Source organism: Prauserella sp. PE36, from assembly GCF_003311655.1.
In the GTDB taxonomy this organism is placed as follows: Bacteria; Actinomycetota; Actinomycetes; order Mycobacteriales; family Pseudonocardiaceae; genus Prauserella_A; species Prauserella_A endophytica.
The window spans coordinates 269,255-288,031 of the sequence record NZ_QEQT01000110.1 but is presented as its reverse complement, the minus strand read 5'-3'; the positions used below and the strand labels follow the sequence as shown (position 1 = coordinate 288,031).

The 18,777-nt window shown below is 68.1% G+C and carries 21 protein-coding genes; 11 read left to right on the top strand and 10 right to left on the bottom strand.

The features are described 5' to 3' along the window. Nucleotides 1-112: 112 nt before the first annotated feature. Entirely contained in the window at nt 113-904 is a 792-nt protein-coding gene (istB, locus tag DI005_RS36635) for an IS21-like element helper ATPase IstB (RefSeq protein ID WP_113642932.1), read from the bottom strand. Next, complete coding sequence (istA, locus tag DI005_RS36630; protein ID WP_113642933.1) at nt 901-2,463, bottom strand: IS21 family transposase; 1,563 nt, start codon at nt 2,461-2,463, stop codon at nt 901-903. Before istA ends, istB begins: the two co-directional genes overlap by 4 nt. Nucleotides 2,464-2,922: 459 nt before the next feature. On the opposite strand from istA, the gene DI005_RS39850 reads away from it, so the two are divergent. Beyond that, on the top strand, nt 2,923-3,297 hold the full coding sequence (locus tag DI005_RS39850) for an AMP-binding protein (RefSeq protein ID WP_369973658.1): 375 nt from the start codon (nt 2,923-2,925) through the stop codon (nt 3,295-3,297). Nucleotides 3,298-3,410: 113 nt separating this feature from the next. Here DI005_RS39850 and DI005_RS36620 read toward each other — a convergent pair whose 3' ends face one another. The 6 genes from DI005_RS36620 to DI005_RS36595 all read right to left on the bottom strand — a co-directional run bounded on the left by DI005_RS36620 (nt 3,411) and on the right by DI005_RS36595 (nt 9,923). Beyond that, on the bottom strand, nt 3,411-4,961 hold the full coding sequence (locus DI005_RS36620; protein WP_112276328.1) for a class I adenylate-forming enzyme family protein: 1,551 nt from the start codon (nt 4,959-4,961) through the stop codon (nt 3,411-3,413). A gap of 35 nt (nt 4,962-4,996) precedes the next feature. After that, nucleotides 4,997-5,893, bottom strand: coding sequence for an SMP-30/gluconolactonase/LRE family protein (locus DI005_RS36615; protein ID WP_113645060.1), 897 nt, complete (start codon nt 5,891-5,893; stop codon nt 4,997-4,999). A gap of 380 nt (nt 5,894-6,273) precedes the next feature. Next, nucleotides 6,274-7,062: an enoyl-CoA hydratase/isomerase family protein gene (locus DI005_RS36610; RefSeq protein WP_112276324.1), complete on the bottom strand. Its 789-nt coding sequence runs from the start codon at nt 7,060-7,062 to the stop codon at nt 6,274-6,276. 77 nt (nt 7,063-7,139) lie between these two features. Then, nucleotides 7,140-8,030, bottom strand: a complete 891-nt coding sequence (locus DI005_RS36605) for an enoyl-CoA hydratase (protein ID WP_112276322.1) — start codon at nt 8,028-8,030, stop codon at nt 7,140-7,142. Then, nucleotides 8,027-9,163 carry an acyl-CoA dehydrogenase family protein gene (locus tag DI005_RS36600; RefSeq protein WP_113645059.1) on the bottom strand — a complete coding sequence of 379 codons (1,137 nt, stop codon included), beginning with the start codon at nt 9,161-9,163 and terminating at the stop codon, nt 8,027-8,029. The genes DI005_RS36605 and DI005_RS36600 overlap by 4 nt, the downstream gene beginning before the upstream one ends. A 31-nt stretch (nt 9,164-9,194) precedes the next feature. After that, nucleotides 9,195-9,923, bottom strand: coding sequence for an SDR family NAD(P)-dependent oxidoreductase (locus tag DI005_RS36595; protein WP_158303239.1), 729 nt, complete (start codon nt 9,921-9,923; stop codon nt 9,195-9,197). A 280-nt stretch (nt 9,924-10,203) separates the two neighbouring features. On the opposite strand from DI005_RS36595, the gene DI005_RS38420 reads away from it, so the two are divergent. The 10 genes from DI005_RS38420 (at nt 10,204) to DI005_RS36560 (ending at nt 17,266) form a co-directional block, all read left to right on the top strand. Next, nucleotides 10,204-10,422, top strand: a complete 219-nt coding sequence (locus DI005_RS38420; RefSeq protein ID WP_158559951.1) for a hypothetical protein — start codon at nt 10,204-10,206, stop codon at nt 10,420-10,422. Beyond that, nucleotides 10,389-11,009: a thiolase family protein gene (locus DI005_RS39360; protein ID WP_233520442.1), complete on the top strand. Its 621-nt coding sequence runs from the start codon at nt 10,389-10,391 to the stop codon at nt 11,007-11,009. The genes DI005_RS38420 and DI005_RS39360 overlap by 34 nt, the downstream gene beginning before the upstream one ends. 10 nt (nt 11,010-11,019) lie before the next feature. Beyond that, nucleotides 11,020-11,421, top strand: a complete 402-nt coding sequence (locus DI005_RS39355; protein WP_233520441.1) for an SDR family NAD(P)-dependent oxidoreductase — start codon at nt 11,020-11,022, stop codon at nt 11,419-11,421. A gap of 60 nt (nt 11,422-11,481) precedes the next feature. Then, nucleotides 11,482-12,075, top strand: a complete 594-nt coding sequence (locus DI005_RS36580) for a TetR/AcrR family transcriptional regulator (RefSeq protein ID WP_112276314.1) — start codon at nt 11,482-11,484, stop codon at nt 12,073-12,075. A 160-nt stretch (nt 12,076-12,235) separates the two neighbouring features. Beyond that, nucleotides 12,236-13,354, top strand: coding sequence for a CaiB/BaiF CoA-transferase family protein (locus DI005_RS36575; protein ID WP_113645075.1), 1,119 nt, complete (start codon nt 12,236-12,238; stop codon nt 13,352-13,354). Nucleotides 13,355-13,559: 205 nt separating this feature from the next. Beyond that, nucleotides 13,560-13,778 (top strand): hypothetical protein, encoded by a 219-nt coding sequence (locus DI005_RS36570; protein ID WP_147263935.1) that lies wholly within the window; start codon nt 13,560-13,562, stop codon nt 13,776-13,778. Nucleotides 13,779-13,877: 99 nt separating this feature from the next. Further along, the gene (locus tag DI005_RS39350) at nt 13,878-14,261 is read left to right on the top strand and encodes a hypothetical protein (RefSeq protein ID WP_233520440.1); all 384 of its coding nucleotides are present in this window, start codon (nt 13,878-13,880) and stop codon (nt 14,259-14,261) included. Next, entirely contained in the window at nt 14,167-14,601 is a 435-nt protein-coding gene (locus tag DI005_RS36565; protein WP_233520439.1) for an SMP-30/gluconolactonase/LRE family protein, read from the top strand. The genes DI005_RS39350 and DI005_RS36565 overlap by 95 nt, the downstream gene beginning before the upstream one ends. A gap of 517 nt (nt 14,602-15,118) precedes the next feature. Continuing rightward, entirely contained in the window at nt 15,119-15,286 is a 168-nt protein-coding gene (locus DI005_RS38415) for a hypothetical protein (RefSeq protein ID WP_158559949.1), read from the top strand. A 69-nt stretch (nt 15,287-15,355) separates the two neighbouring features. Continuing rightward, complete coding sequence (locus DI005_RS36560; RefSeq protein ID WP_113645054.1) at nt 15,356-17,266, top strand: NAD(P)/FAD-dependent oxidoreductase; 1,911 nt, start codon at nt 15,356-15,358, stop codon at nt 17,264-17,266. 92 nt (nt 17,267-17,358) lie between these two features. Here DI005_RS36560 and DI005_RS36555 read toward each other — a convergent pair whose 3' ends face one another. Next, nucleotides 17,359-17,985 (bottom strand): TetR/AcrR family transcriptional regulator, encoded by a 627-nt coding sequence (locus DI005_RS36555; RefSeq protein WP_112276308.1) that lies wholly within the window; start codon nt 17,983-17,985, stop codon nt 17,359-17,361. Nucleotides 17,986-18,035: 50 nt separating this feature from the next. Next, nucleotides 18,036-18,401 carry a hypothetical protein gene (locus DI005_RS36550; protein ID WP_113645053.1) on the bottom strand — a complete coding sequence of 122 codons (366 nt, stop codon included), beginning with the start codon at nt 18,399-18,401 and terminating at the stop codon, nt 18,036-18,038. Nucleotides 18,402-18,777: the final 376 nt, after the last annotated feature.

Sequence of the window (18,777 nt, the reverse complement as noted above, 5' to 3'; positions counted from 1 at the left end):
TGTCAAGGGCCAGTTCGTTCTCCCCGCTGGCGGCCAGGAGTTCTCCCCACTGGTGGCCAGATAGATCTCCCCGACGGCGGCCAGATAAGTCCCCGCCCTCGGTCGTGCGTGCTCAGTTCAAGGCGGTGACTCCCTTGCCGGAGGTGGCCTGCGCGAGCCGGTAGCTGTCACCGTCGGTGACGACGATGTGGGCGTGGTGCAGGAGCCGGTCGACCGTTGCGGTGGCCAGGGTCTTGGGCATGATCTCGTCGAACCCGGACGGGTGGAGGTTGCTCGACACCGCGAGCGAGCGACGTTCGTAGGCGGCGTCGACCAGCCGATAGAACCCCTCCGCGGCGTCCGGGGAGACCGGCAGCAGCCCGATGTCGTCGACGATGATCAGGTCGGTGCGGATCAACCGGGCCAGTGCCCGGGTGATCGAGTCGTCGGCGCGGTGGCGGCGGACCAGGGCGCCGAGGTCTTCGATGGTGAACCAGGCCACCGTCATCCCGGCCTCGACCGCGGCCTGGCCGAGCGCTTCGCAGAAGTGGGATTTCCCGGTCCCGGACGGCCCGCAGATGCACACGTTCTCCCGCCGACCCACCCATTCCAGGGTGGTCAGGGCGTCCTGGGTGGGCCGAGGGATGCAGGACGCGCCCGCGTCCCAGTCGCCCAGGGTCTTCCCGGCGGGGAACCCGGCCCGTTGGCGCCGGGTGCGCAGGTTCGTGGCGTCGCGGCCGGCGGCTTCCTCGGCGAGCAGGACCCGGACGAGCTCGGCGTGGTCCCAGCGCTGCGCCCGCGCGGTCGGCACGAGCTCGACGAGGTGGCGGCGGATGTGGGGCAGCTTGAGCCGCCGGGTCAGCGCGACGGCCTCCGCGAGCGGATCCCCGGCCGAAGCCGGCACCGATCCGGTGACCGCGCTCATGACGGCTCTCCTGCCGGGTCGAGCTCTGCCGGGTCGGGATGGGGGTCGGGATCAGGTGGCGCGGCGATGCCGAAGCCGGACCAGGCCGAGGTGCCGGGTTGCAGGCTGTGCGTCTCACTCGCGCGGACCGTGGGCTTGTTGATGTCGCGCCCGGCCTGGTGGGCGAGGATGCGCAGTACGTCGTTCTCGGCGAACCGTCCTGCGACCGCGGCCGTGCCGAGGGCGCGGTCGACCTCGCCGGGCGGGTGCAGCTTGGCCAGCGCGACGGCCTCGGCCATCTTGCGTCGGACCCCTCGCGCGCCAGACCCGGCGGCCTCGACCAGCCAGGACGTCGCGCCCGGGCCGAGGGCGAGGAACTCGGTCTCCGCGGCGCTGCCCGCCCGCGGCACCCGTTCCCCGGCGGCGTTCGCCGCCGCGGTGGGCGGCGGGTAGTGCTCGGGCTGGATCGATGGCGTCCCGGGTGTCGAGCGGGCGTGGCGGGCAACCTCGCCCGGGCCGTGCTCGCCGACGGCGGTGATGACCAGGTCGTCGCCGTGGAACCGGACCCAGACCCGGGTGTCGACCAGCTGGTGGGGCACCGAGTAGCGCACCCCTTCGACCGAGACGGTGGCGTCCCAGTTCACCCGCCGCGTCGTCCCGAACGCAACCGTGAACGCGACTGTCGGCAGCGGATGCAGCCTCGTGCGTTCCTCGGCCAGGGCATCAACCGGCGGCCGGCGGGTCTCCCGGTGCGCCCGGGCGTTGACCTGCTCGCAGAACTCCCGACACGCGCTCTCCAGCTGGGAGAACGTGCGGTACTCCTCCAGCAGGTTCGCCGAGGTCGGGACGATGTCGGCCTTCGCGATCCGCACCGTGGCCTCCGAGCCGCCCTTGGACTGCGGGTCCGCTGGCACGCAGGTGCGGATCGTCATCCCGTAATGCCGTCCGACCGCGACGATCTCCGGGTGCCGCACCGCGATCCCGGCGACATGGTCGACCGAGACGGTGCGCTCGTTGTCGGTCAGCGCGTAGGTCGGGACCCCGCCCATGCGGCGCAGGGTGGTGTCCATGCAGGCCACGATCGTCGGCAGGGTCCGGTCCCAGACCGCGAGCACGATCCGGAACCGTGACCACGCCAGCCACGCGCACCACAACGACGTGCGGCGCCCGTTCACCCGAGGGCCCTCGGCCCAGTCCCACTGCAGCCACAGCCCGGGCTCGACTACCCACGGCCGGAACACCCGGCGCTGCCCGGCCCGCAATCGGGCCTTGACCTCCGCGACCGTGCGCCGGGTGGTGCGCTCCCCGCCGGTGAAGCCCATCGCGACCAGCCGCTCGTGGACCACGTCGGCGCGGACCCGGCCGTCCGAGCGCACCACCAGCTCCTCGATCTTGTCCTGGTACTCGTCGATCGGCCGCACCCGGTGCTCCCGGGCGACCGGCGGCTGACCCGCCTCGCGCAGCGCCACATAGCGGGCGACGGTGTGGTGATCACAGCCCGCCAACTCGCCGGCGGCGCGGTAACTCCCCGTGAGGTCGAACGCCTCCAGGATCTCCATGATCTCCTCGTCTCGCTTCACCGGCAGACCCTCGCCGCCGGCATCGGATGCTTGATCACCGGGGAGATATCTGGCCGCCAGCGGGGAGAACGCTGGCCGTCACCGGGGCGGTAAATGGCCGCCTACGGGGAGTTTGGACTGGCCGCTGTCAGTTGTGGGTCTGCTGGGCGAAGGTGTCGTCCTGAGGTTGCCCCCGTGGGACGGACACCTTGGCGTTGCCCCGGTTTGCCGGACCAGGCTTGGTGGAGTCTCAGGCGGGTTGTTGTAGTTCGTGGAGTCTTCATACTCGACTGGGGTGAGGTAGCCGAGCTTGGAGTGGCGGTTTTGCCGGTTGTGGAAGATTGCTTGGTTGAGAAGCCGCCGCTGCTGTTCGTTGTATCGCCCCGTACAGCTCTTCGGGTCTTTCGAGTAGCTTCAGGCTCACATCGGTCAGGCGCGCGGCCTCGGTGAGGTCCGCGGACGCAGTATCGAGGGCGCTGAGTGAGGCTGGCGGCGCGGTCCCGGCGGGTCGCCGCCGTGCTGGCGGACAAGGGCATCGGCCGCGGTGACGCCGTGGGCGTGCTGATGGGCAAGTCGGCCGACCTGCCCGCCGTCCTGCTGGGCATCTGGCGGCTCGGCGCCGTGCACGTCCCGCTGTTCACCGCAAACCGGGGCGGCCGGGCGGCACGTGATCCAGGTCGGTGGCGAGCGGCCGTCGACGCCGGGATGGGAGCGGTGCAGCTCGTCAAGCGCGAGTTCGCCGCGCATGCCTGCCCGCGCCGCGTGCACATCGTGGCCGATCTGCCCAAGACGCCGAGCGGCAAGATCCAGCGGTTCAAGCGCCGCGAGGCCCGCGCGCAGTCCGCCGGGCAGTGAGAGGTCGGCTTGCGCGCGTCCGGGTGGCGCGCGCAAGCCGCCGGCGCGGCGCCGGCCACGTCGGCAGGCCGGGCCGCGCGCGATACCCGCCGCACCCGCCCGGCCTGCCGTGGTCACGCCTGGCGGTAGCGGTCCCGCACCACACGCCGCAGCACCTTGCCGATCGGTGTCTTCGGCAGTTCATCGACGAACCGGGCACCGGTGATCTTCTTGACCGAGCCGAGTCGCTCCCTTGTCCACTCGATCAGCTCCTCCTCGGTGACGTCACCGTCGTAGTGCTTGTCCAGCACGATCTCGGCCCGGGGCGTCTCCACCCACTTCGGGTGCGGGACGCCGACCACGACCGCCTCGGACACACCCGGGTGCTCGGTCAGCGCGTTCTCGAGCTCGGCAGGCCAGATGTTGAACCCGCCCGAAATGATCAGGTCTTCCTTGCGGTCGGCGAGGTACAGGAAGCCGTCCTCGTCGAAATAGCCCATGTCCCGGGTGCGCACCCAGCCGTCGCTGGTGATGCGCGCCGCTGTGGCCTCGGGATCGCGCCAGATCTCCGCCATGCGGTTCGGCCCGACCGCCACGATCTCGCCCACCTCGCCCGGAGGCAGCTCGTTGTCGTTGTCGTCCACGATCCGGATGCGCGCGTTGACGGTCGGTTTCCCGGCCGACCGCAGGCGGCGACGCTGTTCCGGCGTACCGTCCACGACGTGGTGTTCCGGGAGCAACTCGGCGACCGGCGCCACTTCGCTCTGGCCGAACTGCTGATGCATGATGTTGCCCCAGACGCCGATCGCGCCGACGAGGATGGACTCCGGGATCGGCGACGCGCCGTAGAACACCACGCGCAGGCTGGACAGGTCCCGCACCGTTGCGTCCTGGTGCTGGGTGACCATCTGCACCATGGTCGCCACCAGCACCGTCATGGTCACGCGTTCGGTTTCCACCAGCTTGAGGAACTCGGCCGGGTCGAACGCCGTCATGGCCACGATCGAGCCGCCCGCATCGAGCAACGGCCAGATCGGCATGCTTGCCGCGTGGGTCAGCGGTCCCGCCGCGAGATACCGGTCCGTATTCGACAGTCCGGGACGGACGGAGGTGAACATCTCCTCGCCGACGGCCATCCAGCCCCGCACCGTATGCAGGATTCCCTTGGGGAGTCCGGTGGTGCCCGCGGAGAACCGGATCTGGAAGGGATCGTCGGGCCGCACGGTGACCGGGGGCGGGATGGACGAAGCCTCGACGAGCATCGCCTCGTACTGGCGAACGTCGTCGTCGGGCGGCTCACCGACGACGATCACCAGCCGCAGCTTCGCGCACTCGCCGAGGACCGGGGCGATCGCCGGATAGTGCTTGTCCTGGACGATCAAGGCCGCGGACTCGGTCAGGTCCAGGAGATAGCGATGCCGCTGCGCGCTGTCGTGGGCGTAGAGCGGGCAGCGCACATAGCCGCCGAGCGTCAGCCCCCCGACGAGTTCCAGTGCCTCGAAGCAGTTGTCGGCCAGCAGGGCGACCCGCTCGCCTTGTTCGATCCCGGCGGCGCGCAACGCGTTGGCCAGCCGACAGGACCGCTCGTACAGTTCGCCGTGGCTTTGCTGACGTCCGCCGCAGAGCAAGACGACCTTCTCGCCGTTGCGCTCGGCGTTGCGGCGCAGGACTTCCACCGGATCCATGTGTTTGCCCTTCTACGTCGGTGTGTTCGATCCGGTCATGCCTTCGGTGCGGGTACGTCCACCCGCGTCGTGATCAGCTCAGCGGTGCCTTCCACGCCCGCGAGCGCTTCGAAGATCCCTTCCGAGGCGGCGATGAGCAGCTGGTGGCCGTCCGGACCACCGATGGCGCAGGTGTAGGTGTTGGTGCCCTTCGGGTGAGCGATTTCGTCGACGATCTGCCCGGTGGGGGACACGCGCACCACGCGCCGCTGCGCCGCGTCGGCGGCCCAGATGTGGTCCTCGGCGTCGACGGTCAGGCCGTCCGGGGTCACCTTCATGGCGGCCAGCATCTCCTGCGCGCTGCCGGGAGCGGGCGGCTCGCCGAACTGCGCCAGGGTGCGGCGGTTGCTCAGTGAGCCGTCGCTGTTGATGGTGAACGCCGTGAGCCGTGCGGCGAACGACTCCGCCACGACGAGTGTGCTACCGCCGTCGGTGAGGACGATCCCGTTTGGACACCAGAGGTCGCGGGCCGCGACGGCCACGGTGCCGTCCGGATCGACCCGGAACAGCTCGCCGGGCCGGGGGTCCTGCCCCTGGTCGATCGCGAAGCCGATGGTCCCGACCCAGGCACGGCCCTCGGTGTCGACCCACATGTCGTTGATCCAGTAGGGCGCGACGTCGGACAGGTCCGCATGGGTGCTCACCGCGCCGTCGGGCGACCTGCGCAGCAGGCAACGGTCCTTCATCGACACGACGAGCAGCGATCCGTCCGGCAGCCAGCCGAGGCCGGAGCACAGCGCCTCCACGCGCATCAGGTCTTCGCGTTCCCCGGATGGTTCGAAGGCACAGACGATGCCGGCCAGGGCGTCGGATGCGTACCAGCGGCCCTCGTGCCAGCGGGTGCCCTCGAAATAGCGCCCGCCGTCGACGACGGTGTCGAATGACCTGCTCATGATCTGTCTCCTCTTCGAGAATCCTCGATGTTGCCTTGCCGATGAGGTTCGCCGGACTAGAACTGAACCAACCAGTAAGTATTCAATAGCAGCCGTCCTCGATTTGCGGCAAGTCCGTGCCGGGGGCAATGGTTCGAGCCCTGAGCCGGACGCCGGGCGCGCCGAAAGGGCAGCCTTCGAGTCACGGGGCGGGCTTGTCGAATTGACACGGGTTCGCCCGGGGTTGCCAGTGGGACTCGTGGGCTACTCGACGCGTGCCGGCCCCGTAATAGTCGTAGTGCGAACGGCTGTACTTGACCATAAAGTACATATTTTCGGCTTCCCGCACGCCTCCGCGTCCGGGAAGCCGGCGGCGCTTTCCGGTTTGCTCGGGAGCGGCCCTACTCGCCGAGGAACGTGGGTTCACGTCGTTCGGTGAAGGCGCGCAGGCCTTCCTTGAAATCCGCGCTCGCGGAATACTCCTCGCAGGCCGCGAGCTCCGCGGCGAGCGCGTCGCCCAGTGGCTTGTCGATGCTCTCGTCCACCACCCGTTTGATGCCGGCCAAGCCCAGCGGGCTGCGCCGGCCGATGGTGTCCGCCAGTTCGCGGGTATGGTCGGCGAGCGCGTCGTCCGCGACGACCTCGTTGACCAATCCGGCTTCGCGCATGCGTTCCGAGCTCCACGATTCCGCGGTGAACAGGAGCTGTTTGGCTCGGTTGGCGCCGATGCGCCGGGGCAGCCGTGTCGCCCCGCCCGCCGCGGGGAACAGTCCATACCGGGTGTGCCCGTCGCTGAACGTCGCCGACTCGGCGGCCACCACCAGGTCACAGGCGAGGACGAGCTCCAGGCCGCCCGCGACGACATGCCCTTGCACGGCGGCGATGACCGGATGCGGATGGCGGGCGACCTCCTCGAACACCTCGGCTGCTCGGCGCAGGAACCTGCCCGGTCCTTCGTCGTGCAGTGAACCCAGCACCATCTTCAGATCCGCACCGGCACAGAAGACGCTGCCGCTGGCCGCCATTACGACCGCCCGTACCGAGGAGTCCTCCGCGGCTCGGGCGAGCGATGCCGAGATCCCGTCGAGCACCTCGAAGGACAACGCGTTGCGCGCTTCCGGGCGGTTGAGCGTCAGCCAGGCCGTACTGCCCTCGGTCCGGTAACCGACGACGGACGAGCTACTGGTCATGATGAGAAACCTCCATTGTCGTGCTGCGCGGGCCGGCCGGAGACGACACCGGGGCCCGGATTCCGCGGGCGAAGCTGCTACGTCGCCGATCCGTCGGCAGGTTCGCCGGGAGACGTCCGCAGTTCCCGCGCCTCGGCCCGGATGATCTCGGGTCCCGCCGGATCGATGAGCGTTCCGTGACGCTCTCTGTTGTGCGAGTGCGCGAGGTGATGGGTATCGAAGGTCGATTCCACGGCCGCGCGCATGCCCTGGAGATCGAGGGCCCGGTTGACGGCACGCTTCGCCAGTCTGATGCCGAACGTCGGACGTGCCGCGATACGTTGAGCGAGCTCCAGTGTGGTCGCCGCCAGCTCGTCCCTCGGTACGACGCGGTTGACCATGCCGAGTGCCCGCGCCTCCTGCGCGTTGATCGGCTCGCCGGTGAACAGCATCTCCTTCGCGCGACGATGGCCCAGTTCCCAGGGATGGACGAAGTACTCGGCCGCGGCCGCGCCGAAGGCGCTCGTCGGGTCCAGGAAGACCGTGTCGTCGGCGGCGACGATGAGATCACAGGGCCAGATCAACTCGAGTCCGCCACCGATGACGCGCCCGTGCACCTGAGCGATCACCGGACGCGGTATGTCCCGCCAGCGGAGGCATAGCCCGAGGAACATCTCCTCCTCCACCGCGTACCAGCCTTCGGCGCCGGCGGCGTCGAAGCCACCGGTGAGCGTGCGTGGCTGGACGCCGTCCATGGCGAAGGCGCGCTCGACGTTCAAGTCGTGACCGGACGAGAAGTCCTCGCCGTCGGCTGCCAGGATGATCACTCTGGCTTCCCGCACCGCGCGCTGGTAGGCGTCGTCCAGTTCGTGGAGCATCCGCCGGTCCTGGGCGTTCAGCTTGTCCGGCCGGGCCAGGACCACACGAGCGACACCGTCGGCGGGACGCTCGTACCGGACGCGGGGGGAATCGTCGTCGGCGCCGCTCATAGTCCGTACGACCTTCCGATGATGTCCCGCTGGATCTCGCTCGTCCCGGCGTACACGGTCGAGACGATCGACTCGCGCAGATGGCGTTCCATGTCGTGTTCGAGCGTGTAGCCGGCGCCGCCGAAGAGCTGCATTCCCTCGACGGCCATTCGCTTGGCCGTTTCGGTGACCTTCAACTTGACCATCGAGGCTTCCCGGGGAACGCACCGGCCGGGATCGGCGTCGAGCTTGGCCGCCGAGGAGTAGACCAGGAGACGGCAGCATTCGAGTTCGGTGGCGAGGTCGGCGATACGGTGGCGAATGGCCTGGAAGCTGCCGATCGGGCGGCCGAACTGCTCGCGGGTGCTCACGTATTCCAGCGCGTCGTCGAAGGTCCGGCGAGCCCGTCCGAGGAACACCGCACCGCACATCAACCGGTCGGTGTTGAGCGTGCGCATGATCTGGTGCCATGCCCTGCCTGGCTCACCGATAACCCGGTCGGCTCCCACCGTGACATCGGTGAAGAAGACGTCGTTCACCTCGTCACCGCCCATCGTGCGGATGGGTCGCACCTCGAGTCCTTCCGCATCGGCGGGGACGTCGATCATGGTGATCCCGTCGTGCTTCGCGCCGCTGGAGTCGGTCCGGCACAGCACCTGGATCCGTGAGGCGATGTGCGCGCACGAGATCCAGGTCTTCTGCCCGTTGATGACGTAGGTGTCGCCGCGGCGTTCCGCACGGCAGATCATCGAGCCGGGATCGGAACCCGCGCCCGGCTCACTGATCGCCGTCGCGAGCACCTCCCCGCGGCACACCCCGCCCAGGATGTCGCGCTTCTGCTCCTCGGTGCCGAAGCGTTCCACCACCGTGGAACTGACCAGGGAGACTGCGAGGCCGAACAGCGGAGCCAAGCTGTAGGCCGCCTCCTCCACGACGTGACAGGCATCCGTGGCACTGCCGCCCCCGCCGCCGTACTCCGTGGGAATCGCGCAGCCGAGCCAGCCCAGGTCGGCAAGCTTGGCGTACAGCTCCTGGTTGTGCGTGACCGATCCGTCCGAACTCAGCGCCCGCCGCTGCTCCCTGGTCCCGCATTCGCGCTTGAAGAAATCGCGCAGGGAATGCACGAGATCCTGCCTGTCGACAACTTCGGTCATCACCGCCACCTTCGTCAGCTTTCCGCCACCCTCACAGCTGGGTGGTCGCACCGTTGTCCAGTACGTACATATGTCCGGTCGTGAATGCGGCCTCGGCCGAGGCCAGGTGCACCGCCACGGCGGCGACCTCCGCGGGTTCTCCCCAGCGGCCCTGGTGTTTGGCCACGTACTCGGCCAGCTCCATCCCGACGGCCTGGCCGAGGAACTCAGAGTTGCCCTGGGCGGCACCGGTCCGGATCATGCCCGGAACGATGGCGTTGACCCGGATTCCGTCCTCTCGCAGCTCCAGGGCGGCGCAGCGAGTCAGCGCCTCGACACTCGCTTTCGCCGCCGAGTACGCGGCCATTCCACGCGCCGCGCGCCGACCCGCCGCCGACGAGATGTTGACGAATGCTCCGCCACCGCGTTCGCGCATGACCGGAGTCGCGTGGCGAATGGTGTGGAACACGCCGCCGACGCCGATCGCGAAGGCTCGCTCCCATTCCTTCTGGCGCATGTCGACGAGCATCGACGATGATCCGGTGGCCGCGTTGTTCACGACGACATCCAGCCCGCCGAAGGTCTCGACGGTGAACTTCACCGTGGCCAGCACGTCGTCGCCGGACGAGACATCACAGTGGACCGGAGCGGCCTGAGGGCCCAGTTCGCCGGCGAGCGTGCCGAGCGCGGCATCCGCGATGTCCGCGAGGGCCACGTGTGCACCTTCGGCGACGAAGCTTCGCGCGATGGCGGCGCCGATGCCGTGAGCCGCTCCGGTCACGATCGCGACCTTGCCGGACAGCCGTGATGATGCCAAACCGTCCTCCAATACATACTTACCAGTTAAGTTAACTGCCTAGCAGTGTTCGCGAATGGCTGTCAAGCATTGGGTTGCCGCAGTCGGTCGGCATGCGCCTGATGTTGGATCAGCGTGCCGCGTCATTCGGTGAGTCGTCGGCTCGGTTGACGGGAAGCCGGTCGCCCGGATCCGCGACGCCGGTTGACTGTTGAGCGGTATGAAACAATACTGTCCGGTAAAGTTAGCATACGGTGAGGTGGACATGCGCGAGGTTGTGGTTGCCGGAGTCGGCATGACGCCGTTCGGGAAATGGCGGGAGCGCTCCACGGGCTCGCTCGTTGCCGAGGCGGTGGCCGAGGCGCTCGAGGACGCGCGCATCGAGAAGCCGGCCGAGTGGCGCGTCGTGTACTACAGCAGGGCCAGGAATCCTCGCGCGGGCAGCACGCCGTGCGGGACGCCGGTCTGTCCGGGATCCCGTTGATCAATGTGGAGAACGCCTGCGCGTCGGGTTCGACCGCACTCGATCAGGCGTGGCTTTCCGTCGCGTCGGGTCAGGTGGAGATCGCGATCGCGGTCGGCGCCGAGAAGTTGACGACCGCAGACAAGGCCAAGTCGCTGGGCGCGCTGGGTACAGCCATCGACCAGGAGCGGCTCGAGGAAATTGCCACGGAACTCGGCAGTGCGGGAACCGGCTCGGTCTTCATGGACAGCTACGCCAGGTTCGCCCGGTGGTACATGGACCGTACTGATGCGACGCCGGAGGATTTCGCCCGCGTGACCGTCAAGAACGCCGAGCATGGCGCCGCCAACCCGAAAGCACAGTACGGCCGCATGACGACGGTGGCCGAGGTGCTGGCCGCGCGGCCCGTTGGCGGTCCCCTGACAGTGCCGATGTGTGCGCCGATGAGCGACGGCGCGGCAGCCACGGTGGTGACCACACTTGAGACGGCGCGGCGGCTCGGCGCGCGACCGGTGCGACTCCTGGGCAAGCTCGTCTCTCGCGGCGAATCCGCCGACCTCGAGGCGTTCCAGCACGTGGTGAACGTCAACCTGTGCGGCACGTTTTAACGTCATGCGGGTGGCGGTGGCCGCGATGCTGCGCAACGGTCCGGAAGGCGGCGAGCGGGGCGTCGTGGTGAACACCGCGTCGGGTGCGGTGTTCGACGGGCAGACCGGGCAGGCGGCCTACAGTGCCAGCAAGGCGGGGGTCGTCGGCATGACGCTGCCGGTCGCGCGCGATCTGGCCGGCAAGGGAGTGCGGGTGAACACCATCGCGCCCGGGTTGTTCGACACGTCGATGGCCGCGGGGTTGCCTGAGCCCGTTCGAGAGGGCCTGGTGGCCACCGTGGAGGAACCCTCGCAGGCTCGGCAGGCCCGAGGAATTCGCCCACCTCGTGCGCGGCATCGTGCAGAATTCCTACCTCAGCGCCGCATGCATCAGGCTGACGCGGCGACCCGGCCGCCCGCCCGGGTCAGTTAACCTTAACCGGTTAGACTTGGCCCGGGGAGCCGTCGAGCCGGTACGGGGTGAGGGGAAAGCATGGCACGCCAGCGTGCGACCAGCGTGCAGCAGCTTGTTGATGCGGCCGCACGGGTTTTCGAGCGCAAGGGCTTCGTCGAGGCGACGATCAGCGATATCGCCGCCGAGGCCGGGGTGAGCAAGCCGACCGTGTACCAGTACGTGAACTCCAAGCGCTGGCTGCTCGAAACGATCGTGGAACAGCTCATCTATCCCTTGCGGGACGGTATAGACCGGATCGTGTCCAGTGATCTCTCGGCGCGGGAGAAGCTGGAAGCCTACCTGCGCATGCACATCGAGAACGCGATCAAGTACCAGACTTACTATCTGGTACTGACCGCCGACCAGCATCAGCTGTCCACACAGGCCTTGCGCAACTTCCGGTCGTGGGCTCGCGACGTGAACCACGCGGCGGAGGGTCTGCTCAGCGACTGCGCGAAGGCTGGTGTCGTGCGGTCCGATTTGGACGTCGGCACCGTGGTGAACCTGGTCAACGGGATGCTGCTGTCGGTCACACGGTGGTACCGGCCCTCCGGGCGGATGGGTGCCGAGCAGCTTTACCAGCAGGTTTACGGCCTGCTGTCCGGCTATATCCGCCCCGACGACGAGAGCTGATTCCGCTCGCCGTCGGCGCCGGGGGGGCTGCCGGGCTGTTCCGGCGGCGCGGGTCCTCGTTGACCGGCGGCAGCGGGCATGCCACGAAAAGAACCTTCCTGGCCAGTCTTGATTTCGCCTCGGGTCCGGTCGAGGGCCGACCGATTTGGGGGTGCTGAACATGCCGGGACCGCTGACCGGAGTCCGGGTCGTCGAACTGGCTGCCATGGGGCCGGCTCCGTTTGCCGGCATGTTGCTGGCGGACCTGGGTGCGCAGGTTGTCCGGCTGGAACGGCGCGACGGTGACAGCCTGGGCGCGGGGTCGTGGAACCACTTGCATCGCGGGCGCCCTTCCGTCGAGTGCGACCTCGGCACCGAGCGCGGCCGTGCGCTCGTGTGCCGACTGGTCGAATCGGCCGACGCCCTGATCGAGGGCTTCCGGCCGGGCGTGCTGGAACGGCACGGGCTCGGACCGGACACCTTGCTGCAACGGAATCCGCGGCTCGTCTACGGCAGAGCGACCGGGTACGGCCAGACGGGCCCGCTTGCCGACCGGCCCGGGCACGACATCAACTACATATCCGTGGCGGGAGCCTTGGGCTCGATCGCGCGCAAGGGTGAGAAGCCGCTGTTCCCGCTGAGTCTGCTCGGTGACTTCGGTGGTGGCGGTATGTTGCTCGCCTTCGGTGTGGTGTGCGCTGTCCTGGAGGCGCGCCATTCGGGCCGCGGTCAGGTCGTGGACGCTGCGATGGTGGACGGAACGGCCTTGCTCACCACGGTGTTCCACGCCCTGCGGAACGCCGGAATGGCTGGCGACGAGCCTGGTACCAACTTCTTCGACAGCGGTGCGCACTTCTACAACGTCTACACCACATCGGACGGTGGTCATGTGGCTGTGGGTGCTGCGGAGCCACGCTTCTACGCGGAGTTGCTGCGGTTGCTCGGTCTCGACCCCGTCGACTTCCCCCAATGGGACCGAGCGCGCTGGCCCGAACTCACCCAACGTTTCGCCGGCGTCTTCCGGCGTCGAAGCCGGGACGAGTGGGCGGCGATCCTCGAGCCGGCGGACGCCTGCGCGACGGCGGTCTACCGGCTCGGCGAGGCGCCGGAACATCCGCACAACATCGCGCGTGGCACCTTTCTCCGTGTCGCGGGTGACGTGCAGCCCGCTCCCGCACCCCGATTCAGCCGGACGGTGCCCGACGCGCCAGGCCCCGCGCCCGAACCGGGATCCGGCACCCGGGCCGCCCTCCTCGCCTGGGGCCTGAGCGGCTCGGAGCTGGCCGAGCTCGTCGACTGACCGGCCGCGGTCTCCGATCACTGCCGCGCCGATGTCTGTGCCGTGTGGACACCGTGGCCGGCGACCCGGCAGCACCTGACCGCACGGCCGGCAATCACTTGACCAGTGGGGCGGGAAGGCTCACGGCACAATGAAGTGGCATGCGCATCGCAAGGGTGGGAGGGTCCGGCGGCTGGTGACGGTCGCGGCGGCCATGGCTCTCGCCATGACAGGGGCGTCCGCGGCGGCACACGCGGAGGCCGAGCGGGAATGGCTGGACATCGACGTCTTCGCCGAAGTACCGCAGCCAGGGCACCCCGAAGGCATCACGGTCGCCGACGACGGGACCGTCTACGTCGGAACCCAGCAGTGGGTTCTGGAGCCGCGGAAGGGGCCATCCAAGATCTTCGCCTACAGCAGTGAGGGCGAGCTGCTGAGGGAATAGCCCATCGAGGGGCAGGACCCCACCCGTGGAGCCGGCATCGTCGGGCTCACCCAGGACGGCGACGGCATCATCTACGCCCTGGACCGGTATCCGCGGCGAGTGATCGCCCTGGACCCGAAGACGGGCGAACAGCGGACCTACGCGACCTTCCACCAGGTCAAGAGCCTCTGTGTGGATGCTCCCGCCCTGGTGCTCGTCACGCAGTGCGCCATCGGCGACGGCGTGACGTTCGGCAAGGACGGCAGCATGTACATCACCGATGTGGCGCAGGCGCTGATCTGGCGAGTGCCACCGGGCGGTGGTGAGGCCGAGGTGTGGTTCAGCGATCCGCGGATCGAAAAGCGTCTTCGGGCCCAACGGCATCGAGTTCCTCGACGAGGACACGATCATGTTCGCGCAGTCGCTGACCGGGCCGCTGCACGGCTTCCCGCCGCGCCCGGACACCAGCCGCCTCCTCACGCTGGAGATCGAGCCGGACGGTAGTGCAGGCGAGCTGAACACCTTCTGGGAAAGCAAGCCCGGAGACGGCATCGACGGCTTCGCGATCGCGGAGTCGGGCAACATCTACGCCGCGCTCGCACTGTCCAGGGCGGTCGTCGTCGTGTCGCCGGAAGGCAAGGAGCTCAAGCGGAACCCGCCGAACCTCCTGGCGAACTTCCTGCTCGACGTGCCCATGGACGACCCGGCGAGTGTCGCGTTCCTCGACGACCGGGTGCTGGTCACCAACCACACCCTCTTCCTCGGCAATCCGAAGTCGTACGTCGTCTACGACGTCTACGCCGGGGAGCGCGGGAAGAAGCCCTATCGGCCGCACGTCAGGTGACCGCGTCGCGTCTTCCCCGGCGGGCCCGAATGGGACGGTCACCGAGTCGGCGTGAGTCGGTGACCGTCCCATTCGACTCCGGAGGAAAGCCCGGCCGGAAGGAGAGGCGGAATGGCACGGCAACGCGCCACCAGCGTGCAGGAACTCGTCGATGCAGCGGCACGGGTCTTCGAACGCAAGGGGTTCGTCGACGCCCGGGCCTGGTTGCCGGTGAGTTGGCGTGCCCGCTTCGATGGTTGCCGTCGGGCGGGTTCTGGGGCGGGTGTATCGAGCTGGGGGAGTTTCTTCCGAAAGGTTTCGAGGGCTGTGACCTTGTCTTTCGGGTTGTAATCAGCTCCCCCCAGCTCCACCAAATGGAACGTGCTGCGGCTGGAGGCGGCGCGGGAGTCGCGTTGTGAGTGGTGTGGCGACCACCATCAGCGCTGCGGTCGGGACCACCAGCAGCGCGGGGTGCAGCCCAACCCGTAGCCAGCCTGGGGCGGCTTGCGCGGACTGCGGGACCAAGGTGACGGCGGCGATGCCGATGCTGATGACAACGGTCGCGATGTTCGTTCCGGCCGATGCGGGCCCGACCAGCAACCCCGGATTGATGATCGGAACGGCTGCCCGGGACTCGACCAAGGCGAACGCCACACCGAGCACACGCCGCGACGACGCCGGTCTGCAGCCAGACGAGCTTGTGTAAGTCCGTGTGCGTGCACTCACATTGCGCAGCGCATAATCTAATATAGATTAAGCGCGAGAGGAGGGTGTCATGGACCGTGAACGCCTTGCAGATGCCCTGGTTGTGGCCAATCTGCCGACGGTGCTGATGGTGCTGCACCACTTGACCGGGGACGAGAAGTGGCTCCGCGAGCCCTACCGTCCACGGCGCAGTCCGGGCATGGACGACCTCGACTCGGGCGGCTTCTCCGAGCAGGTCCAGCGGGAAATCCGCTCGGCTGCCGTCGACGTTATCGGCGCCTGGGCTGACGGAGCGGCGGTGGCCATAGCCCGCCCTGACCTCGAGCGGCTGCACGCGATGACCGAGGCATGCATGGGTGAACCGGTGCCCGTGGAGTTCGCCGAGATGATCGGCGAGCAGGCCGGACTCGGTGGCGCAGGCCAGGTTCACACGCGGATCGACGCGCAGGGGCCTTCGCGTGAGGTTCGCGTCGGCATCGTCGGCGCCGGCGTCTCCGGGATGCTCATGGCGCGCCAGCTCCGCGACCGCGGGATCGAGTGCGTCGTCTTCGAGCGCAATCCCGAGGTCGGGGGCAGCTGGTTCGACAATCGCTATCCCGGCTGCGGCGTCGACACCCCGAGCTACCTCTACTCCTTCTCCTTCTTTCAGCGCGAGTGGTCGACCTACTTCGGTAAGCGCGACGAGGTGCTGACGTACATGAAGGACTTCGCGACGGCCTTCGACCTGCGACACCTCATCCGGTTCGGGCATGAGGTCCAACGATTGAAGTGGTCACAGGAGCGCGGTACGTGGACGGTGGGGTTCCGGACCGGCGGGGTCGAAGGTGAGGAAGAGTTCGATCTCGTCGTCTCGGCGGTCGGTCAGCTCAACGTGCCGTCGGTGCCGGACTTCCCAGGTGTCGAGGAGTTCTGCGGCGAGGTGTTCCACTCGGCCCGCTGGCCCGATTCAGTCGACCTCGCCGGCAAGCGTGTCGCCGTCGTCGGCAGCGGGGCCAGCGCCATGCAGATCGTGCCGGCCATCGTGGAGGACGTCCACTCGTTGACGATCTTCCAGCGCTCGAAGCAGTGGGTGGCACCGAACGCCGACTACTTCCGGGCCATGGATCATCGCATCCACTGGCTGATGCGCGAGGTGCCCTTCTATCAGCCCTGGTTCCGAGCACGGCTCGCGTGGATCCACAACGACCGGGTGCACGAGTCGTTGCAGGTCGACCCCGAATGGGACGGGCAGGGGCGTTCCATCAACGCGATCAACGACGGCCATCGCCGGTACTTCACCGACTACCTGCAACGTGAGCTCGAGGGGCGGCCCGACCTGATCGAGAAGGCCCTGCCCGACTACCCGCCGTTCGGCAAGCGGATGCTGCTCGACAACGGCTGGTTCCGGACCCTGCGTCGCGCTGACGTGGAGCTCGTGACCTCTGGCGTCGAACGATTCACCCGGTGCGGAGTGGTGGACCAGAACGGTGACGAGCACACCGTCGACGTCGTGATCCTCGCGACGGGCTTCAAGGCGCGGGACTTTCTCGTCGAGATCGACGTCGAGGGACCCGTGGGCTCACTCCGCGATGCCTGGGCTCACGAGGATGCGAGGGCCTACCTCGGTATGACGGTGCCGAACTTTCCGAACCTGCTGGTCATGTACGGCCCGAACGCCAACCTGGGGCACGGGGGCAGCTACATCACGATCGCGGAGTGCCAGGCGCACTACCTCGGACAGCTGATCGGACACGTGGCACAGCTCGGGCTCGAGCGGATCGAGGTGAAGCAGGAGGTGTGCGACGCCTACAACGCCCAGGTCGACGCCGCCCACGCGAAGATGATCTGGAATGTCGACGGGCTGAACACGTGGTACCGCAACTCCCGTGGGCGCGTCGTCACGAACTCCCCGTGGCGGGTCATGGACTACTGGAAGATGACGCGCTCGGTCAACCTGGACTACTACCGCCTCACTCAGACCGCCTCTGTCGGAACCGCCTGAGTCACCGCGATTCCCGCCTGCGGGTGAAGGACGCCTGCGGCTACCTTCATCCGCGGGCGCATCAGGAACCGACCCGGCTGCCGATGCGGGAGCTAGGGTCGAGCGATCAGTCCGTCGGTCAGGGCGATCGCCGCAGCCACCACATCGTCGATATCGGCAACGCGCGTGCTCCACCACTCCGGAGACCAGTTGAGTGCCCCGATGATCAGCAGACGGGCGGCGGTGACGTCGACATCGCCCCGGATCTCGCCGTTGGACTGCGCTTCCTCGAAGAGTCTCTGCCAGAGCTCGCCGTAGCTCTTGTGATCGGAACGGATCTGCTTGCGCATGGCCTCGGGTAGCTGACCCATGTTGCGGATCGCCGCAGTCGTGAAGTCAGACAGGTTCAGCACCACGCGAAGGTGCTCCTCAACGGCGCACCGGATGCGCTCGAGGAACGGCGTGCCGTCCGGCAGTTGGGCCAGTGCGTTCTCCACGTGCGCCTGCGCGGACTGCTGTCCGCGCCGCACGACGTCCTCGATGAGAGCCTCGCGCGAATCGTAGTAGTAGTAGATCGCCGGGGCCTGGAGCTCGGCGCGCTTGGCGATATCCCCCAGCCGGGTGCCGGAGTAGCCCTTCTCCGTGAGGATTGCTGCGGCTGCCTCCAGCAGCCGCTCGCGTGTCTGCTGGCCCTTGGACCCGTCGGTGGTGTCGGTGCGTTTGCGTGGGGAGTCTGCCACGCTCCGAGGATAGGACGTGGTCCGCCGGTCGGGTCGCACCCGCGGTGGGGTCACAGGGCGTACCCGCCGTCGACATTGATCAGCTGGCCGCTGATCCAATCCGCTCGCGGGGAGGGGGAGAACCGTGTGGCGTGGGTGATGTCCTCGGCGGTCCCCAAGCGCTGGTGCCACAGTCCACTGTCGATCATCCCCACGCCGAACCGGCACTCCTCTGAGGCGATGCCGCGCGTGATGGCCTCGACGGCTGCCTTGGGCGCGACCGACAGCATGTCCTTCTTCGCGTACCGGTCCGTGGACGCGGACGCGCCCGCGGGCTCGGCAAGCACGTTGCCAACCCCATGGTCGCGCAGGCCGGTGATGACGGTTCGCACGCTCCGCGAGTTGTTCGCCAGCTGGCCGATGACCGCTGCATTCATGGCTCACAGAGTAGTCTAATTTAATCTAGTTTTGGGCTCGGGGCTCGATGGTCCATCTTCGCAACGGCGCCCGTGAGGCGAGGAACTCGGATGGCTCGGGTTCGGCAAGATTCGAAGGGAACCCCGGTCACGCGCACGGCGGCTTCCCGGCACTCGTGCTGGATCAGCGGATGACCCGCGCCAACCGGCTTGCGGGCGCAGCTGGTGTCGCTTTGACCATGGAGGTCGCCGGACACGAGGGGGCTCGCGAAAATCGCCGATCGCGAGGTGCCACTGGCGAGTGCCCGGCCTTGTTTCTGCAGCTGCCGGCGGGGAGGCTCCGGGAACTCTTCGATGGACGAGCGTCTTGATACCGGCTTATTTTATGATAGATTAA

What these genes read in the sequence shown, in the direction of transcription:
- istB (WP_113642932.1), bottom strand. Translation starts at nt 904, where the DNA reads ATGAGCGCGGTCACCGGATCGGTGCCGGCTTCGGCCGGGGATCCGCTC.
- DI005_RS36620 (WP_112276328.1), bottom strand. Translation starts at nt 4,961, where the DNA reads ATGGATCCGGTGGAAGTCCTGCGCCGCAACGCCGAGCGCAACGGCGAG.
- DI005_RS36615 (WP_113645060.1), bottom strand. Translation starts at nt 5,893, where the DNA reads ATGAGCAGGTCATTCGACACCGTCGTCGACGGCGGGCGCTATTTCGAG.
- DI005_RS36610 (WP_112276324.1), bottom strand. Translation starts at nt 7,062, where the DNA reads ATGACCAGTAGCTCGTCCGTCGTCGGTTACCGGACCGAGGGCAGTACG.
- DI005_RS36605 (WP_112276322.1), bottom strand. Translation starts at nt 8,030, where the DNA reads ATGAGCGGCGCCGACGACGATTCCCCCCGCGTCCGGTACGAGCGTCCC.
- DI005_RS36600 (WP_113645059.1), bottom strand. Translation starts at nt 9,163, where the DNA reads ATGACCGAAGTTGTCGACAGGCAGGATCTCGTGCATTCCCTGCGCGAT.
- DI005_RS38420 (WP_158559951.1), top strand. Translation starts at nt 10,204, where the DNA reads ATGCGCGAGGTTGTGGTTGCCGGAGTCGGCATGACGCCGTTCGGGAAA.
- DI005_RS36580 (WP_112276314.1), top strand. Translation starts at nt 11,482, where the DNA reads ATGGCACGCCAGCGTGCGACCAGCGTGCAGCAGCTTGTTGATGCGGCC.
- DI005_RS36575 (WP_113645075.1), top strand. Translation starts at nt 12,236, where the DNA reads ATGCCGGGACCGCTGACCGGAGTCCGGGTCGTCGAACTGGCTGCCATG.
- DI005_RS36570 (WP_147263935.1), top strand. Translation starts at nt 13,560, where the DNA reads ATGACAGGGGCGTCCGCGGCGGCACACGCGGAGGCCGAGCGGGAATGG.
- DI005_RS36565 (WP_233520439.1), top strand. Translation starts at nt 14,167, where the DNA reads ATGTTCGCGCAGTCGCTGACCGGGCCGCTGCACGGCTTCCCGCCGCGC.
- DI005_RS38415 (WP_158559949.1), top strand. Translation starts at nt 15,119, where the DNA reads ATGCCGATGCTGATGACAACGGTCGCGATGTTCGTTCCGGCCGATGCG.
- DI005_RS36560 (WP_113645054.1), top strand. Translation starts at nt 15,356, where the DNA reads ATGGACCGTGAACGCCTTGCAGATGCCCTGGTTGTGGCCAATCTGCCG.
- DI005_RS36550 (WP_113645053.1), bottom strand. Translation starts at nt 18,401, where the DNA reads ATGAATGCAGCGGTCATCGGCCAGCTGGCGAACAACTCGCGGAGCGTG.